Annotated in this window: 13 protein-coding genes; 8 read left to right on the forward strand and 5 right to left on the reverse strand. The window is 33.0% G+C overall.

Features of this window, described 5'->3' with window-relative positions; genetic code table 11:
• Nucleotides 1–21: 21 nt before the first annotated feature.
• From ACWNT5_RS06705 to ACWNT5_RS06725, 5 genes are all read right to left on the reverse strand, one after another.
• Nucleotides 22–531: a hypothetical protein gene (locus ACWNT5_RS06705; RefSeq protein WP_456516941.1), complete on the reverse strand. Its 510-nt coding sequence runs from the start codon at nucleotides 529–531 to the stop codon at nucleotides 22–24.
• 285 nt (nucleotides 532–816) lie between these two features.
• On the reverse strand, nucleotides 817–1,761 hold the full coding sequence (locus ACWNT5_RS06710; protein WP_299609691.1) for an SPFH domain-containing protein: 945 nt from the start codon (nucleotides 1,759–1,761) through the stop codon (nucleotides 817–819).
• Nucleotides 1,762–1,825: 64 nt separating this feature from the next.
• Nucleotides 1,826–2,005 (reverse strand): DUF4177 domain-containing protein, encoded by a 180-nt coding sequence (locus ACWNT5_RS06715; protein ID WP_299609689.1) that lies wholly within the window; start codon nucleotides 2,003–2,005, stop codon nucleotides 1,826–1,828.
• Nucleotides 2,006–2,128: 123 nt separating this feature from the next.
• Nucleotides 2,129–3,640: a glutamate--tRNA ligase gene (gene gltX, locus ACWNT5_RS06720; RefSeq protein WP_456516942.1), complete on the reverse strand. Its 1,512-nt coding sequence runs from the start codon at nucleotides 3,638–3,640 to the stop codon at nucleotides 2,129–2,131.
• Nucleotides 3,641–3,738: 98 nt separating this feature from the next.
• Nucleotides 3,739–4,779 carry an alkane 1-monooxygenase gene (locus ACWNT5_RS06725; RefSeq protein WP_456516943.1) on the reverse strand — a complete coding sequence of 347 codons (1,041 nt, stop codon included), beginning with the start codon at nucleotides 4,777–4,779 and terminating at the stop codon, nucleotides 3,739–3,741.
• A gap of 101 nt (nucleotides 4,780–4,880) precedes the next feature.
• Here ACWNT5_RS06725 and ACWNT5_RS06730 point away from each other — a divergent pair, with 101 nt between their 5' ends.
• From ACWNT5_RS06730 to ACWNT5_RS06765, 8 genes are all read left to right on the forward strand, one after another.
• Nucleotides 4,881–8,252, forward strand: coding sequence for a hypothetical protein (locus ACWNT5_RS06730; protein ID WP_456516944.1), 3,372 nt, complete (start codon nucleotides 4,881–4,883; stop codon nucleotides 8,250–8,252).
• A complete protein-coding gene (gene ybeY, locus ACWNT5_RS06735; protein ID WP_299609681.1) occupies nucleotides 8,245–8,667 on the forward strand; it encodes an rRNA maturation RNase YbeY in 423 nt (140 codons plus the stop codon). The genes ACWNT5_RS06730 and ybeY overlap by 8 nt, the downstream gene beginning before the upstream one ends.
• Nucleotides 8,668–8,748: 81 nt before the next feature.
• On the forward strand, nucleotides 8,749–10,620 hold the full coding sequence (mnmG, locus tag ACWNT5_RS06740; RefSeq protein ID WP_456516945.1) for a tRNA uridine-5-carboxymethylaminomethyl(34) synthesis enzyme MnmG: 1,872 nt from the start codon (nucleotides 8,749–8,751) through the stop codon (nucleotides 10,618–10,620).
• Nucleotides 10,617–11,099, forward strand: coding sequence for a hypothetical protein (locus ACWNT5_RS06745; RefSeq protein ID WP_299609677.1), 483 nt, complete (start codon nucleotides 10,617–10,619; stop codon nucleotides 11,097–11,099). The genes mnmG and ACWNT5_RS06745 overlap by 4 nt, the downstream gene beginning before the upstream one ends.
• A 123-nt stretch (nucleotides 11,100–11,222) precedes the next feature.
• A complete protein-coding gene (locus ACWNT5_RS06750) occupies nucleotides 11,223–12,068 on the forward strand; it encodes a class I SAM-dependent methyltransferase (RefSeq protein ID WP_299609675.1) in 846 nt (281 codons plus the stop codon).
• A 228-nt stretch (nucleotides 12,069–12,296) separates the two neighbouring features.
• Nucleotides 12,297–12,827: an OmpH family outer membrane protein gene (locus tag ACWNT5_RS06755; RefSeq protein WP_299609673.1), complete on the forward strand. Its 531-nt coding sequence runs from the start codon at nucleotides 12,297–12,299 to the stop codon at nucleotides 12,825–12,827.
• Between the two features lie 757 nt (nucleotides 12,828–13,584).
• Nucleotides 13,585–15,639, forward strand: a complete 2,055-nt coding sequence (locus ACWNT5_RS06760; protein WP_299609671.1) for a T9SS type B sorting domain-containing protein — start codon at nucleotides 13,585–13,587, stop codon at nucleotides 15,637–15,639.
• A 3-nt stretch (nucleotides 15,640–15,642) separates the two neighbouring features.
• The coding region (locus ACWNT5_RS06765; RefSeq protein WP_456516946.1) for a PorP/SprF family type IX secretion system membrane protein at nucleotides 15,643–17,756 on the forward strand (2,114 nt) is incomplete at its 3' end.

Genomic DNA, 17,756 nt, shown 5'->3' on the forward strand with positions numbered 1-17,756 from the left:
TTTTTGTTTTAATGTATACTGTTAGAAATCTGCAATTTGTTCATCTTGAGGAATTTCTATATCAGTATTGAAATTTTTAAATACTTTTTTAGTATCCTCATCATCTAGTAATTTATTAGCGTCTATAAAGTACCATTTTTCTTTTTTCTTATTATAGAATCCGAATAAAGAGGATTTAAATTTCACCGTACGACCATTATAATCCATCTCTATGGTATTTTTTACTAGACAGCGATATTCTTTTTTTTCTTTTCGTATATCAGTTACTTCATCAACTTGTGAACTAACAATTTTAATTTTTTGAGCAGTCATAGCTCTAAAGGTATCTTCTAATTCTTGTTTCAATTGTTCGTTTCCTATCTTTTTGGATATTTTAGGATGTGTATGAAGTAAAAGAGTATTAACATCTTTTCGTACAGAAGCTTCGGATACGATCTTTGCATCTCGTAAAGCTAGTTTTTCTAATTTGGACATGCTTTGGGAAAAAACACTTCCTGAGATTAATAGAAAGAGGATTAAGTAATTTTTCATGACTTGCGATTATAAATGACTGTTTTTTGTATATAAGAAAAATTGATTAATTATTTTTCTTAATTAGTTCTATCTATCATAAATGGTCCTATATAAAAGACTATGAGCTTAAATAAAAGTTGCATAGTATGATTTTATATCTTTTTTTTAAAATGCGCTTAAAACCGTTTATTTTAGTTTTTTTACAAAATTAGTAATTTATCTCATTAGATATTTTGAAAATTAGTAAAAAAATAAAATCCGATCACCATTAATGATCGGATTTAGTTTTATAATAAGAAATTCTTATTCTTCTGTGTTTTTTCTACCAATACCTTTTTTGGCATTTTGGCGTTTCATTTCTTCTCCTATTTGGTTGGATGCTGTAAAGGATGCAATCATATTGTTTAGCATATCACTTCCTGCCTGAGGAGAGTTTGGTAGTAAAATTAAATTACTGTTGGTTTCTTCACCTATAGATTGTAAAGTATCATAGTGTTGGGTAACCACAATTAAAGCAGAGGCTTCTTGAGAATTGATACCTACGTTGTTTAAAACATCCACACTTTCTTCTAGACCTCTAGCAATTTCTCTTCGTTGATCTGCAATACCTTGACCTTGTAACCTCTTACTCTCTGCCTCAGCTCGAGCTTTTGCTACAATCTTAATACGTTCAGCTTCAGCCTCATACTCGGCTGCAACTTTTTCTCTTTCTGCAGCGTTAATTCTATTCATTGCTTCTTTTACTTGAAGATCTGGATCGATATCAGTAACAAGAGTTTTTATGATATCATAACCATAATTAACCATCGCTTCATTTAATTCTTGTTTTACAGCGATAGCAATATCGTCTTTTCTTTCAAAAACATCATCAAGTTTCATCTTTGGCACTTCTGCACGTACTACATCAAATACATAAGATGTAATTTGATCATGTGGATTTTCTAGTTTATAGAAAGCGTCATAAACCTTATCCTTTATAACTTGGAATTGTACTGATATTTTTAGACGTACAAATACGTCGTCCTTTGTTTTTGTTTCAACAATAACGTCTAATTGCTGTATTCTTAGATTAATACGACCGGCAATTCGATCAAAGATTGGAATTTTAAAATGTAATCCGGAGTTACGAATACTTAAAAATTTTCCAAATCTTTCAACAACAGCTGCTGTCTGTTGTTTTACTGTAAATATCCCGGATACCAGTATAAGAAATCCTAGGATAATTATTGGTATAAAATATAGTGTCATTGGTTTCGATATTAAATGTTATTAGATACTTTGAATTTACTAATTAATTGTAAATAGATAAATTTTATTTCGCAATAGTAATCATTGCGGTGGACATTCCAGAGCTGCTAGAGGTACCGAATGCTACAGAAATTATTTCCCATCCATCTTTGGACGCTTTATTAAGAGTATCTTCAACCTGTTTGCGAAGTTTTTCAGTAGACCAAAGATTTGATATTTTAAGTACTTTATATTGTTTTTCCATAGATGACAAAGTTTAAGATCATTACTTTATCTGTATGGTTTTAGTCATAAACGTTACAGAATAAAACAAAATAGCCTGTTAATTGTGTAACAGGCTATAGTAAGATAATGCGTAAAATAGATGTTATATTCTTTCTATCGTAGATTCAATTCTTTTAATCGTTTCTTCTTTTGAAATGATGGACATGATCTCAAATAGGTCTGGACCTTGTAGAGATCCAACTAATGATATTCGAAGAGGCATCATAATTTTACCAAAACCAATTTCTTTTGATTTGATCCAACTTTTAACGATGTTGGAAACATTTTCTGATGAAAAATCATCAATATCAGTTAGTATCCTTGTTAGTTCATGCATGAGAGATGCTGTGTCTTCTTTCCACGCTTTTTTAACTGCTTTTTCATCATATTCAGAAGGAGCAATAAATAGGAAAGAGCTAAGATCCCAAAGGTCATTTGTAAAAACGGCTCTTTCTTTAATAAGACCAACAATTTTGTTTAAATCAAAGGAAGAAGATATGTTCTTATTTTGTAGAATATTTTTTAATTGTTCCACGTGTAGAGAGTCGTCTGTATTTTGAAAATGTTGTTGTTGAAACCATTTTGTTTTTTCAGGATCAAATTTGGCTCCCGCTTTATTCACTCTTCCAAGATCAAATGATTGAATAAGTTCCTTTAAGGAAAAGATTTCTTGTTCTGTTCCCGGATTCCATCCTAAGAACGCTAGCATGTTAATAACAGCTTCGGGTAGATAACCATCTTCTCTATAACCAGAGGCGATTTCTTTCGTTTTTGGATCTATCCATTGTAGGGGAAATACAGGAAAACCTCCTTTGATACCATCGCGTTTTCCTAATTTACCTTTTCCAGTAGGCTTCAGGATAAGTGGTAGGTGAGAAAAACTTGGAGTTTCCCATCCTAATGATCTATATAATAGCACATGTAACGGTAGAGAAGGTAACCACTCTTCACCGCGAATTACGTGAGTAATTTCCATAAGATGATCATCAACAATATTAGCTAGGTGATACGTTGGCATACCATCACTTTTAAAAAGAATTTTATCATCAAGTACATTAGTTTCGATAGTTATAGTACCGCGTACTTCGTCAATAAGTTGAAGAGTTTCGTCGACAGGACATTTAAAACGAATAACATAAGGTTCGCCAGAATTAATTTTTTGCGATATTTCATTCTCCGATAAGGACAGTGAGTTATTCAGTTTTTCTCTATTATGCCAGTTGTAAACGAATGTTTTTCCGTTTTCTTCATGTTGTTTACGATGTAGATCTAATTCTTCTGAAGTATCAAAAGCATAATAGGCATGACCATTTTGGATAAGTTGGTCAGCATATTGTTTGTATAAATGTTTTCGTTCACTTTGTCGGTAAGGGCCGTAATTGCCTTCTTTTCCTGGACCTTCATCAAAAGGAATATTGCACCAGTTTAATGCGTCGATTACATAATCTTCAGCTCCAGGAACGTAACGGTTTTGATCTGTATCTTCTATACGAAGAACAAAAGTTCCTTGATGTTTTTTAGTAAATAAGTAATTAAATAAAGCTGTTCTTACACCACCAATATGTAGCGGACCGGTAGGACTTGGAGCAAATCGTACACGTGGTTTGTTTGTCATAGTTAAATGTTTTAAACCGTAAGGTTATAAAAGAAATGACAAAGATACGATCTTATGAAAGTGTATAAAAAGGATTTAAAGTAATTAATTATGTAATGTTACAAAGGTTTCATTTCACGTGGAACACGTTTATTCATTAACATAAACCATAATGGTGGAAATAAGGAAAGTACCATGGAGGTAGGGTAGCCAAATGGTAGTTGAGGGCTTTGGTCATGGTGATCAAGAATTTGATATTTTTTAGAGGCTCTATAATGATGATCACTATGGCGAGTAAGTTCAAAAAGAAGAATACGGCCTAGTAGATGATTGGAGTTCCAGGAATGTATTTCACGAACTCTTTCGTAACGTCCGGAGTTATTTTTCTTACGAACAAGACCATAATGTTCTATGTAATTGATAGTTTCTAGAAGTAAAAAGCCAACAGTACCGCATGATATAGTAGCCCATAGTCCTGTTAAACCGAAAAAAGAATAGGTCATACCTAAATAGCATATTGTGATAATCATATACCAAAACATATCGTTTTTGAATGATAAAAATGAACGATTCTCTTTTTTAAGAAGTGTTTTTTGAATTTTCCAAGCACTTATATATTGTCCAATTACAGATGTGATCCAAAAAATGTATACAGGTTGGTTATAACGAGCTGTAGCAGGGTCATCTTTAGTAGCAGCTTTAAGATGATGTCCAAAATTGTGTTCTATATAAAAGTGCATGTATAATGAAGGAAGTAGAAGAGCCTTAGCGATAAATCTTTCGTTAGAAAATCTATGCCCTAATTCATGACCGACGTTTATTCCATTGGCACCAAGAACTATTCCGGTCGATATAATAATTCCTACAATTTCAAAGGTTTTTAAATCATTTGAGGAAATGGTATAAAGAGCATAAAATAGTATTAAATAAATCAAAGGGAGATTTATATATAAAAGCCAGTCGAATATTTTTTTCTTGGATTTAGTTAATCTGGTATCAGGGTCTAAATTTTCTTCAGACGAAGGAGTAAAAAGTTCAATTATTGGTATAATACCAAAAACATAGATAGGGGTTAGGTAGGTATAAATATCCATTAGATAGATACTTAAAACTGCAGCTAAAGGTATGCTATATGCAGATATGTATTTAAGATCTTTCATAACAAGTTATAATCTAGGGTTTTGAATTATAATAAATATAACAAATCTATAAGAAATAAAGTTGTAGTTTTATAAATTACTGAAAAAGAAAAGGTGAAGTTATGAGCAGTTTTGAGTTAATCAAGAATAAACTAGAAAGTTTTATAAGGAAATATTATACAAACGAACTGATTAAAGGCGTAATTCTTTTTGCCGCTATTGGGTTGTTGTATTTTTTGATTACACTGTTAATAGAATATGTTTTTTGGTTAAGTAAACTATGGAGGACTATATTATTTTGGATGTTTGTTATTGTAGAGTTAAGTCTGTTTTCGAAGTTCATAGTGATTCCTTTGTTTAAATTATTTAAGCTTGCGAGGGGTATAGATTATGAAAGTGCTTCGAAAATTATAGGAGATCATTTTCCAAAAGTAAATGATAAATTGTTAAACCTGTTACAGTTAAACGAAAATAATTCCTCATCTTCATTATTGTTAGCGAGTATAGAACAAAAATCCCAAGAGTTAAGTCCTGTACCGTTTAAAACTGCAATAGACTTTAAGAAAAATATGAAATATCTTAAGTATATAATTATACCGATTTCGGTTTTTTTACTAGTAAGTATATTTAATAAAAGAAACTGGTATTCAGAAAGTTACAATAGAGTTATTAACTATGGAACGGCATATGAACCGCCAGCACCATTTCAATTTTTCGTGGTAAACGAGAATTTGAATGCATTGGAGAATGAAGATTTTGTTGTAAAAGTACGTACGAGTGGTGATGTGATTCCTGAGAGTGTGAGTATCAATTATGAGGGAGAAACTTATTTCATGAAAAGTAATAAGGTAGGGGAGTTCGAATATACTTTTATACAGCCAAAGAAGTCAATTAGTTTTAGGTTGTCAGCGAGCGATGTGCGTTCTAAGGATTATGAATTAAAAGTTGTGCCAGTACCAACATTATTGGATTTTAAAATGAATCTTGATTATCCGGAGTATACACAAAAGAAGGACGAAAGTGTTAATAGTTCGGGTAATGCAATAGTTCCGGAAGGAACAAAGGTGTCTTGGTCAGTGAATACAAGAAATACAGAATACGTTAATATGATTTCGAAAGATTCTGTAATAACGTTTATGAAGGATAAATCTACTTTTAAATATGGAAATAGGTTATATGGAAATTGGGATTATCAGATAACATCATCGAATAAGAATATTAAGGATTATGACAATTTGTCTTTTAGCATAAATGTTATTAAGGATCAGTATCCAGAAATTAATTTAACTTCAGAGAAGGATAGTATAGATAATAGTACACTTTACTTTTTTGGAAGAGTAAGTGATGATTATGGTTTAAGAGGTCTGAATTTGGTGTATTATAATAGCGATAAAGATGATGTAAAAATAAAGAAAAAGATTAGTATTAATTCTTCTGTTTTTGACGAATTTATCTATGTTTTTCCAGGTGATCTTGATTTGGATAATGGGATTAATTATGATTTTTATTTTGAAGTTTATGATAACGATGGAGTGAATGGAAGTAAATCAACAAAAAGCCAAGTTTTTAGTTTCAGAAAATTGACAAATTTAGAGGAAGATAAGAAAAGGTTAAAGGAACAAAATGAGGCGATTTCAGGTTTGAATAAATCATTGAAAAAATTCGAGGAACAGGAAAGCGATCTAAAGGAACTTAGTAAGATTCAAAAGGAAAAAAAACAATTAGATTTTAACGATAAAAAGAAATTAGAGGACTATCTAAAACGACAAAAGGAACAGGAAAAGATGATGCAGAATTTCTCTAAAAAGCTAAAAGATAATCTTGAGCAATTGGATGATAAGAAAGAGGAGGAACCTTTTAAAGATGCATTAAAAGAAATGATGGAGCGTAATGAGGAAAAGCTAAAGAAAAATGAAAAGTTATTAGAAGAGATAAATAAGTTATCAGAGAAGATCCAGAAGGAGGAATTAACAGAAAAGTTGGAGGAGCTTGCGAAAGAAAATAAGAATTTGAAGAAGAATTTAGAACAGCTTTTGGAGCTTACTAAAAGATATTACGTAATTCAGAAGCATGAGAAATTAGCAGAGGAGTTGAGTCAGCTTGCTAAAGAACAGGAAGAGTTGTCTGAAAAGGAAGAAGAAAACACCAAGGAAAAGCAGGATAAATTAAATGAAAAGTTCGAGAAGTTTCAGGATGAAATGAAGGAGTTAAGAAAGGATAATGAAAAACTAAAGAAGCCTATGAACTTGGATCAGGAGCAAAAAGATGAGGATGGGATTAAAGAGGAACAAGAGAAAGCGAGCGATAACCTAGATAAAAACAACAAATCTGATGCTAAGAAAAATCAGAAAAGTGCAGCTCAGAAAATGAAACAAATGAGTAGTGGAATGCAGATGCAGATGCAAATGGCTGGTGGAGAACAGCAACAGGAAGACATGGAAATGTTGAGGCAGATTCTAGATAATCTGGTAGATTTTTCAATGGAACAAGAAGGGCTGATGAAAGGTTTCAAAGGAATAAATAATAATAATCCAACTTACTCATCAAAACTGAAAAAGCAAAGTGTCTTAAGAGAAAATTTTATTCATATAGATGATAGTTTATATGCATTAGCGTTACGTCAACCTAAGATATCTGATGAAGTGACTAGTAAATTAACGGATATAGAGTTTAATATAGATAAATCATTAGAACGCTTGTCTGAGAATCAAGTAATACAGGGAACCGCTAATCAACAATATGCAGTAACGGGTTCTAATGACTTAGCGTATTTTTTAAGTAAGGCATTGGACCAAATGCAAAACAGTATGTCTGCTGCAGGTAAGGGGAATAGTGGAAAATCAAGAGGTTTTCAGTTACCGGATATTATAAAGAAACAGGGAGAATTAAATGAGCAAATGAAAGATGGAACTGAGAAGGGTGAGAAGCAGGGTAAAAAGGAGGGACAACAACAGGGTCAGTCTAACCAAGGCGGTTCTGGAGAAAATGGAGAAAAAGGAAAAGGAGAGAGTGGGAACAAAAAAGGAGAAAGTAAAGATGGTAAAAATGGTAAAGGAGAGGCCGATAGTGAACAGGAAAATAATGATGGAGAGCTATATGAGATATATAAGCAGCAACAGCAATTAAGGAGTGCGTTACAGGATAAACTTAAAAAAGAAGGAATAGGAGGTAGTAAGGGTAGTGCGTTGTTAAAGAAAATGGAGCAAGTAGAAAATGAGTTATTAGAAAAAGGATTTAATAATAACACTCTTAGTAAGATGTTGAATCTAAAACATGAGTTATTAAAACTAGAAGATGCCACATTAGAACAGGGTGAAGAGAACAGAAGGGAAAGTAAAACAAATCAAACATTGTTTAAAAACGACACAAGCAGTCAACTTCAAAAGGCGCAACAATATTTTAATACTACTGAGATATTAAACAGACAAGTATTACCTTTGCGGCAAAATCACAAAAGAAAGGTTCAAGAATATTTTAAAAAGGAAAATGATTAATTTTTTTTATGAATCGGTGGCTACGAATATTAATGAGTTGTCGACTGTAAGTTGGTTGAACAAGGTGGCTGTTTCAGAGAAGAAGTCAATTGGTGAAATCAGTTTAATATTGTGTTTAGACGATTATTTGTTGGACATTAATCAGAAATATTTAAACCACGACACGTATACAGATATAATTAGTTTTGATAATACGATGGGTAATGAACTGGCTGGTGATATTTTTATATCTGTAGATCGGGTAAAGGAGAATGCTGAGATATACGACGTGGATTTTGAGGAAGAATTAAGACGGGTTATGGTTCACGGACTGTTGCATTTTTGTGGTTACAAAGACAAAACAGAAGAAGAGAAGCTTGTTATGAGACAAAAAGAAAATGAAAAACTAAAGATGTTCCACGTGGAACATCTTTAGTTTGTTTTTATAATTTGTTCCACGTGGAACAAATTTTTTATATAATTTAAATGTTCCACGTGGAACAAATGTAGATCAGGTATGTTTGATAAAGAGTATGATGTGATTGTTGTTGGAGGAGGACACGCAGGAAGTGAAGCTGCGGCGTCAGCCGCTAATTTAGGTTGTAGCACGTTGTTGATTACAATGAATTTGCAAAATATAGCTCAAATGAGTTGTAATCCAGCAATGGGTGGTATAGCGAAAGGACAAATAGTAAGAGAGATTGATGCTTTAGGAGGTTATAGTGGTATTGTAAGTGATAGAACTGCTATACAATTTAAGATGTTGAATAAATCAAAGGGGCCAGCTATGTGGAGTCCAAGAGTTCAGAGTGATAGAATGAGATTTGCTGAAGAATGGAGATTGCTTTTGGAACAAACACCAAATTTGGATTTCTATCAAGAAATGGTGAATGGACTTTTGATCGAAGGAGAGAAAGTTGTGGGAGTAAGAACATCATTGGGAATTGAGGTAAAAGCAAAAACTGTTGTGTTAACGAATGGAACTTTTTTGAATGGTTTGATTCATATTGGAGAGAAGCAATTTGGAGGAGGAAGAGCAGGAGAAAGAGCGGCAACTGGTATTACAGAACAATTGATAGATTTAGGTTTTGATTCAGGAAGAATGAAAACCGGAACTCCACCTCGTGTAGATGGAAGATCCCTAGATTATTCTAAAATGATTGAACAGCCAGGAGATGATAATCCAGAAAAGTTTAGTTATTCTGATTTATCAAAACCACTTACTGAGCAAAGATCTTGTTTTATGACATACACGTCCCCGGAGGTTCATGATTTACTTAGAGAAGGGTTCGATAGATCTCCAATGTTTAATGGAAGAATTAAAAGTATCGGTCCTAGATATTGTCCCTCAATTGAAGATAAGATTAATAGATTTGCCGATAAAGAAAGACATCAAATGTTTATTGAACCAGAAGGGTGGAATACAGTAGAAGTGTATGTAAATGGATTTTCTACATCTTTACCAGAGGATGTTCAATTTAAAGCATTACGTTCAGTTGTGGGGTTTGAAAATGTGAAATTCTTTAGACCAGGTTATGCAATAGAATATGATTATTTTCCACCTACGCAGTTAACACATACTTTGGAAACAAAGTTAATTGATGGTTTATTTTTCGCAGGACAGATAAATGGAACTACAGGGTATGAGGAAGCAGCTTCTCAGGGTTTGATGGCAGGAATAAACGCAGCGCTAAAAGTTAAAGAAGAGGGGTCATTTATTTTAACTAGAAGCGAAGCTTATATTGGAGTTTTAATAGATGATCTGATAACTAAGGGAACAGAAGAACCATATAGAATGTTTACATCAAGAGCAGAGTATAGAACTTTATTAAGACAAGATAATGCTGACTTTAGGTTAACTCCTGTTGCTCACAAAATCGGATTGGCTTCGGATGATCGTTTATTAAGAATGGAAGAAAAGCAGAGGAAGTCTGATAATTTTGTTCAGTTTTTTAAAGATACAAGTGTGACTCCTATAGAAGCGAATCCAGTATTGGAGGAAAAAGGATCTTCTCCGATTAACCAAAGTGGTAAAATGTTCAAGATTTTTGCACGACCTCAAATTAATTTAGAAGATATGAGACGCTTGGAAAAAGTAGCGGATTATATTGAAAAAAATGAGTTGGATAAGGAAGTGTTAGAACAAACAGAAATACAGGTTAAGTATTCGGGTTATATAGAAAAAGAAAAAAATAATGCTGACAAACTAAATCGATTGGAAAATATTAAAATTCCAAAGGACTTTGATTATACAAAATTGAAATCACTTTCGTATGAAGCTTGTGAGAAGATGACGAAAATAAAACCTGCTACAATTTCTCAGGCATCAAGAATTAGTGGAGTATCGCCTAGTGATATTTCTGTCCTTTTAGTTTATATGGGTCGATGAGTAATTATGTAATATGTAAACAAGAAAGAGCGTTAAAAGGGAAGATTTTAGTAACAATAGTTTTTGTGTTTTCTGTTTTAATGCTTTTTTTTGGAAGAGAAGAATTGTGGTCAAGAATATTGTTGGTTGTTGTCTCTTCTCTTTTTTTTGGATTTTCAACTTCCTATAAGATAAATAGTCATTTCGAGAATTATAAATTATTTTCTGTGTTTGGTTTGGTGCTTTTTAAGACAAAGCTGAATTTAGAATTTCCAGATTATGTTTCTGTGTTTTCTGGAAGTTTTGTGCAGAATAATGATTGGAGTACGGTAAGTGCCATTGGAACAAAAGAAAGACATGATAAGTATGTTGTTCGTTTTTTTAAGGAAAATAAAAAAACAACGTTGTTTCAATCAGAGAAGTATGATAAAGCTTTAGAAAAGGCCAAAGAATTAAGCAAACTCTTAAATATTGAAGTTTTTGATGCTACAAAATCTTAGTTCCACGTGGAACATTTAATACTTGATTATAATTTTCGATGTATAGAACAAAAACTAATATCATGTCAATCAGTGAACATAAATAGAAATAGTAAAGGATTTTTAGTTGGTTTAGAATAGATAATGAATAACGAAAACGAATATTATTTAGAATGTAAAGATTATACAGTTTCTGGTGAGCTGTTTAAATTGTATAAGGATGAAAAATATGATATGCTTGTAACAGTCCCTAAACCATCCGAAGATGTCTTGGGGAGATATTATGAAAGTGATGATTATATTTCTCATACCGATTCCAAAAGAACGTTTTTCGAAAAGTTGTATCACATTGTAAAAAGTTACTCATTAAGAAAAAAGGTTCGTCTAATAACTGAATTAAATAATCAACCAGGCACTCTGTTAGATATTGGTGCTGGAACTGGAGATTTTTTGATGCAAGCCCAAAAACAAAAATGGGATGTAATAGGAGTTGAGCCCAACGATCAAGCTAAGGAACAAGCAAAAAAGAAAGGAGTCTTGTTAGAAACTACGACATCTAACTTATCTTCTAATAATTTTGACGTGATTACAATGTGGCATGTTCTTGAGCACGTACCCGATTTGTCTGCTCAAATTAAAGAATTGAAGAGACTCTTAAAACCAAATGGTCACCTCATAATCGCTGTTCCCAATTTTAAGTCATACGATGCAGAATACTATAATTCGCATTGGGCTGCTTATGATGTACCTAGGCATTTATGGCATTTTTCTGAAAAGGCGATAGAAAACCTTTTTCAGGAAGAAAAAATAAAACTTCAAAAAACATTACCACTTTTATTTGATTCTTTTTATGTCTCATTATTATCCGAAAAGTATAGGAATGGGAAAATGAATTTTATAAAAGCTTTTCGGCTAGGTTTTATATCTAATCTTAAAGCACGAAGATCAAAACAGTATTCTTCACATATTTATGTGCTAAAAAACGATTAATTCTGTTTTTAAAGTTTTTTAAGGACATTTTTGCAATAAAAGTTACCCAATCTATAGGAAATTTCTAAAAACAGCTTAAAATGCTTTGTTTTGAGTCGTTTTTAATTGATTTTGATAATTGTAAAAGATATAATTATTGTTTTTTCTTATGACGAGGTAATTTGATGATGTTATAATGATAACATATACTGAACTTTGATATTTTTGCGCAGAACTAAATTTAGAATAATGAGAAAATTTTTATGCATCGCTATAGGATTACTTGTAATGACCTCATGTAATCAGCAGGCCGAAAAAACAGGATTTGTAAATAATACAAAAGTTGTTTCAGATTTTAAAGAAATGAAAGCTGCGAAAGAAAAATGGACAAAGAAGAATAATGAAGTAAGGGCAGAGTTAGAGGAAAAAGCAAAACAATTTCAAATTGAGGTTCAAGGATATCAAAATATAATGAAATCCATGACACAATCAAATAGAGAGAAAAAAGAGCAGGAGTTAATGGTAAAACAACAAGCACTGCAAAGAGAACAGCAAACTAGAATGCAAGAGATTCAACAAGGTAGTCAGACCGAGATTGATTCTATTGTTGCTAAGGTTGAAGATTTTATTAAAGATTATGGTAAAAAGAATGGATATACTTACATTTATGGTCAAACAGAAGTAAAGAATATCTTTTATGCTAAAGAAGAGCTAGACTTAACTGATAAAATTATTACTGAACTTAATGGTGAAAAGCCATCAGAAGAAAGTAAAGAATAGTACCAAGTTAAACACCATATCGTACCCTATAATATTAATTATAGGGTTTTTTTATGTTTTGTTGTTAAAATTAAGAAAAGGATTGTATGAAGCTTAAGGAAAATTGCGGGAAGGTTTTACTTGTATAAATAAACACAAAAAAGAATGATTTTGGTTTGTTTTACTAGTATAAATATCGTTTTAAGTCGTTTTATATTCAAGTAAAGATGTGCAAAATTGCATAGTAAAGTGAGTTCTTTTTTTATATTATTTTTAGGGAAAATTCCCTAAAACATTTTTACTTACATATATTCTAGATAAGCTATAAAAATTAGTTCAAAAAAGGAATAAAAAAAAACACTTAATCGGATAAAGTTGCCGTTTTTAGATTTTTTTCAATCCTATAAAATGTCAGAATATCAATGGTATTTTTAGGAAATTTGGATAAAAATTTTGTTTTTTTTCAGATTTATCTACTGTTTTCCTAGTTTTTTGAACCACATTTGTTGTAAAATGATTATATTTAAGTATTTGGTTAATAATGCTTTACTATCTTTTTATAGATGTATCAACTACGGTTTTCACACATGTAATTATTGTCCTCAACTTTTAGTAAGAATATTATTACAAAAAAAAATGAAAATTTGGTTTGATATAAATTTTTAATTTATAATTTTATGACTTTAGTATATTTATATTAACAATATTATTAACAAACGCCCCAAATCGTTTGATTAGTAGTGCATATTTTCACACGTATTTAAGTGATATAATCGCTATGAGAAGGAAACTTAACTTAGTCTTTGTCTTGATTGTTTTGGCTCTTGGATTTCAAGAAGCCTTAGCTCAACGAAATATTGAAGCACCTACTTTGGTATCAGGCGCTCAAGCTTGCGGTACATTGACGAATAGCTTCGATTTTACTGCGGATATGTCAGCAGGTGTTGCACTACCTTCAAATAATGATTTTATTTTACAGCTTTCCAACCCTTCTGGAAGTTTTGCGAATGCATCCGAAATTACTGATATAGGTCAGGCAGTGGATCCTCCTAATGAGGCAAGTGGGGCGGGAGTGGTTATTCAATTTCCTAATGTAGTTGTTCCACAGGATGCAAATAGTGACGATTATAGACTAAGAGTGATAGCTACAGAAGCTAATATTATTAGTGAAATTTCAGACCCCATTCCATTTCATTTTTTCGATGATGATAATCTTTTAATTCGCTTGAATAGCGGTGACGATATCATTTTTTGTAATGTAGCTTCATTTGCTAAAGAAGTGGCGGTAGTCGTTTTAGATCAAAATAATAACGAAGTAGATGTTAATAATTTTAACTGGGAATGGTTAAGGGACGGAGCATTAATACCTGGTGAGAATAGTCCAAGACTACTCATAACGGAAGAAGGAGATTACCAAGCACGAGTTTCGGTAGGTTTATGTAATAATGTTTTTGTTTTTAATAAATCTAATAGGATCTCTGCGTCTTTGGTCAATACTGGTGAAATTTCTATTGTTACAACAGCTCCAGATTTTTCTTTTTGTCCTGATGAGACAAAAGTTTTACAGGCTAGTGAAATAGACTTTTCTTATAGTTATCAATGGATTAAAGATGGAGTGGACTTGGATGGAGAAACTTCTCCAACAATTACGCTACCTGATAACGATTTTGGAGGTGAATATGAATTACGTATAGATCTAAGTGAAGATTGTACGTTGGTTACAAATCCAGTTACGGTTACTAATGAAGGATCGAGTATTACAACTCCTTTACCGCCAGGATTGGTACTACTACCAACACAAATTTTAACACTAACTGTAGAGACGGATGCCCCGATAGGAAGTACATTCAGATGGATTCGTGATACTAATATTATAATTCAAGGAGTTACTACTGGCTCAACTATTACGTTTGATGTTCCTGCAAATGGTGTTGGAGATTATAGATTAGAAATTGATGCTTTATTTCCGGATGATCCTTGTATGTCAGAACTAGTAACAGAAACGGTTGTGGTAGCAGCAGAAAGATTTGATATAACGATTGCTCCTGGAGAGGTCGTCGATTGTGATCAGGACACAATAACTATTGCTTTAGAAGAAATGGTTGGTATAACATCTACAGGGGATCGTGTTCCCTTAACTACAGAACAATTTAACTTTTTTGATTTCGAGTGGTTTAATGATGGAGTCTCTACAGGTGAGACTTCTTTGTCGTTAGATGTTTCTCGTGCTGATAATGGAGGAAGTTTCGAGTTGAGGGCTATTTTTAATCCAGGAGGTTTACCAGATACGGTTTCTAACAATTTACCTATTGACTTTTTATCCAATAGCATTGTTTTAGATATAAATCCTGCTGTTTTGGAAGATGGACAAACAGTTACGCTAACAGCTCCAGCGAGTACCAATTTTACGTATGAGTGGTATGTAATTCAAAATGGTACAGAAGTATTAATCGATGGCGAAATAACCAATACGCTTACGGTTTCTGAAGAAGGAGACTACTTTGCAAGAATAAGTTCCTCTCTTTGTACTACAGATACTCTGATCGCAGAGGTTAGAGGACCTGGTGCATTATCCGAATTAATACCTAATGTTGTAACACCTGGAGGAAATGCTGCAAACAATTCATGGGTTTTGCCAAATTCCTTTACAGATAATGATGTCGAAGTAAGCATATATTCATCCAACGGAAAGTTAGATTTCCAAAAGAATGGTGGTTATAATGCTGATTGGCCAAATGAGTCTGCCTCACAAGCAAGTGAACTTATATACTATTATATAATATCAAGAAGTAATACAGTTGTTAAAAAGGGGACAATTACAGTAATGAGATAATTTATGATAAAAAAAATACTCTATATATCTATTTTCATTTTTTGTGCACATCTAGTATCTGCACAAGATGGATCTTCCAATACATCAGGTATATTACCTTCGGATATTCCGTTACATAATTCTTTAAAATATAATAGGTTTTTGTTTAATCCTACGTTTTCTTTAGTAAGAGAAAACAAAAACTCTATAAACATCTATAATAGAAATCCTCGTTCCAGTTTTAGTGATAATTCTCAGACATATTTCCTTAATTATTCAGCGAGATTTGAAGAAAAAACAGGAATTGGAATTGGATTATTTCAACAGAATGTTGGAATTTTTAGGTTTTTTGGGGCTACATTAAATTACGCATACAATCTCGAACTAAACAGAGATATGAATTTCACTTTTGGTGTAAATTTAAATTATTCTCAAAGTGCTTTAAAAAGTAACCTAGACCAAGCACAAGCAGATGATGACATCATAAATAATTATGAAAACAGTTCGGTTTTTCTTCTTAGACCAGGTGTAAATTTTAATTACGGAAATTTTGATGTAGGGGTTTCTGTTGGAAATTTAGTTACTTATAATGTTACGGCTAGTGAATTGCTTACGGATAATTTCGAATATTCTGGACATGTAATGTATACTACTGAATTGGATTGGAGAAGAACGGAAAATGAATTAAGAGGGATGGTTTACGCCTCTAAACCAGGTGAGCAAGATTTAAGATATGGTGGAAACGTGTTATTTGAAATTCAAAAATACGGTTGGGCACAATTAGGTTATAATAGTTTCTATGGAGGATCAATAGGAATAGGTGCTAATATTACCAAAGTTGTTTCTGTGGGATATACTGTAGAACCTGGAATTGGAGGAGATGCAAGTGTAGCAGAATTTGGCGCAACTCACGAATTTGGTTTGGCATTTAATTTCGCTAAAGAAGAACGTAGAAGAAAAAGAAGAAACTTATCATCAAAAAGTTCTTTACAAAGAGATTCTGAAATAAGAAGATTGAAGAAAGAAATTTTAGATCAAAATAAACTAATAAGAGAATTACAAAGTACTAGGAATGACTCTCTAAGTCAGGCTCAACGAGCAATGAATAAATTAGAGAGATCAATTCAGGAAGCAAAAGAAGAGGAAGCGAGAAAGGCAAGAGAGCTTGCGCTACAGAGAGAAGAGGAAGTAAAATTACTGAATAAGAAAAAAGAAGAAGAGCTTGCTGCTCAAAGGAAATTGGAGTTGGAGATGGCTGAGCAAAAAGCAGAAGAAGAAAGATTAGCAGCGCAGAAGAAGATTCAGTTAGAATTAGCTGAGCAGAAAAGAGCAGAAGAAGAAAAAGAAGCTCAAGAAGCGGCAGCGAGAGAAGCAGAAGAAGCAAGAATAGCTGCTGAAGAGGAAGCTGGAAGACAAGCTGAGGAGGCAAGAATAGCTGCTGAAGAAGCTGCCAGAGAAGCGGAAGCAGAAAGACAAGAAGCAGAAGCGGAAGCAGAGGCTGAAGCGAAAAGACAAGCTGAAGAAGCAGCTAAAGAGGAAGATGCTAGACAAGCACAAATTGCTGAGGCAGAAGCTAAGCAAAAAGCTGAAGAAGAAGAGCAATTAGCTGCACAGAAAAAGCTAGAACAGGAGATGGCAGCGCAAAAGGCAGAAGAAGAGCGATTAGCTGCACAGAAAAAGCTTGAGTTGGAGATTGCAGAACAACGAGCTGAGGAAGAAAGATTAGCCTCTCAGAAAAAACTGGAGCAGGAAATGGCCGAGCAGAGAAGAAGAGAGCAATCTCAGAAATCATTAGAAAGAGAAGTTTCTGTGCAGAAAGATGAAGAAGCAGAAGCTGCTAGACTAGCTGAGGAAGAGAGACAACGTCAAGAAGCAGAAGCTGCTAGATTAGCTGAGGAAGAGAGATTACGTCAAGAGGCTGAGGCTGCAAGACTAGCTGAAGAAGAGAGATTACGTCAAGAAGCAGAAGCTGCTAGATTGGCTGAGGAAGAGAGATTACGTCAAGAGGCTGAGGCTGCTAGATTAGCTGAGGAAGAGAGATTACGTCAAGAGGCTGAGGCTGCAAGACTAGCTGAAGAAGAGAGATTACGTCAAGAAGCAGAAGCTGCTAGATTGGCTGAGGAAGAGAGATTACGTCA

This window comes from Aquimarina sp. 433 (assembly GCF_054054605.1).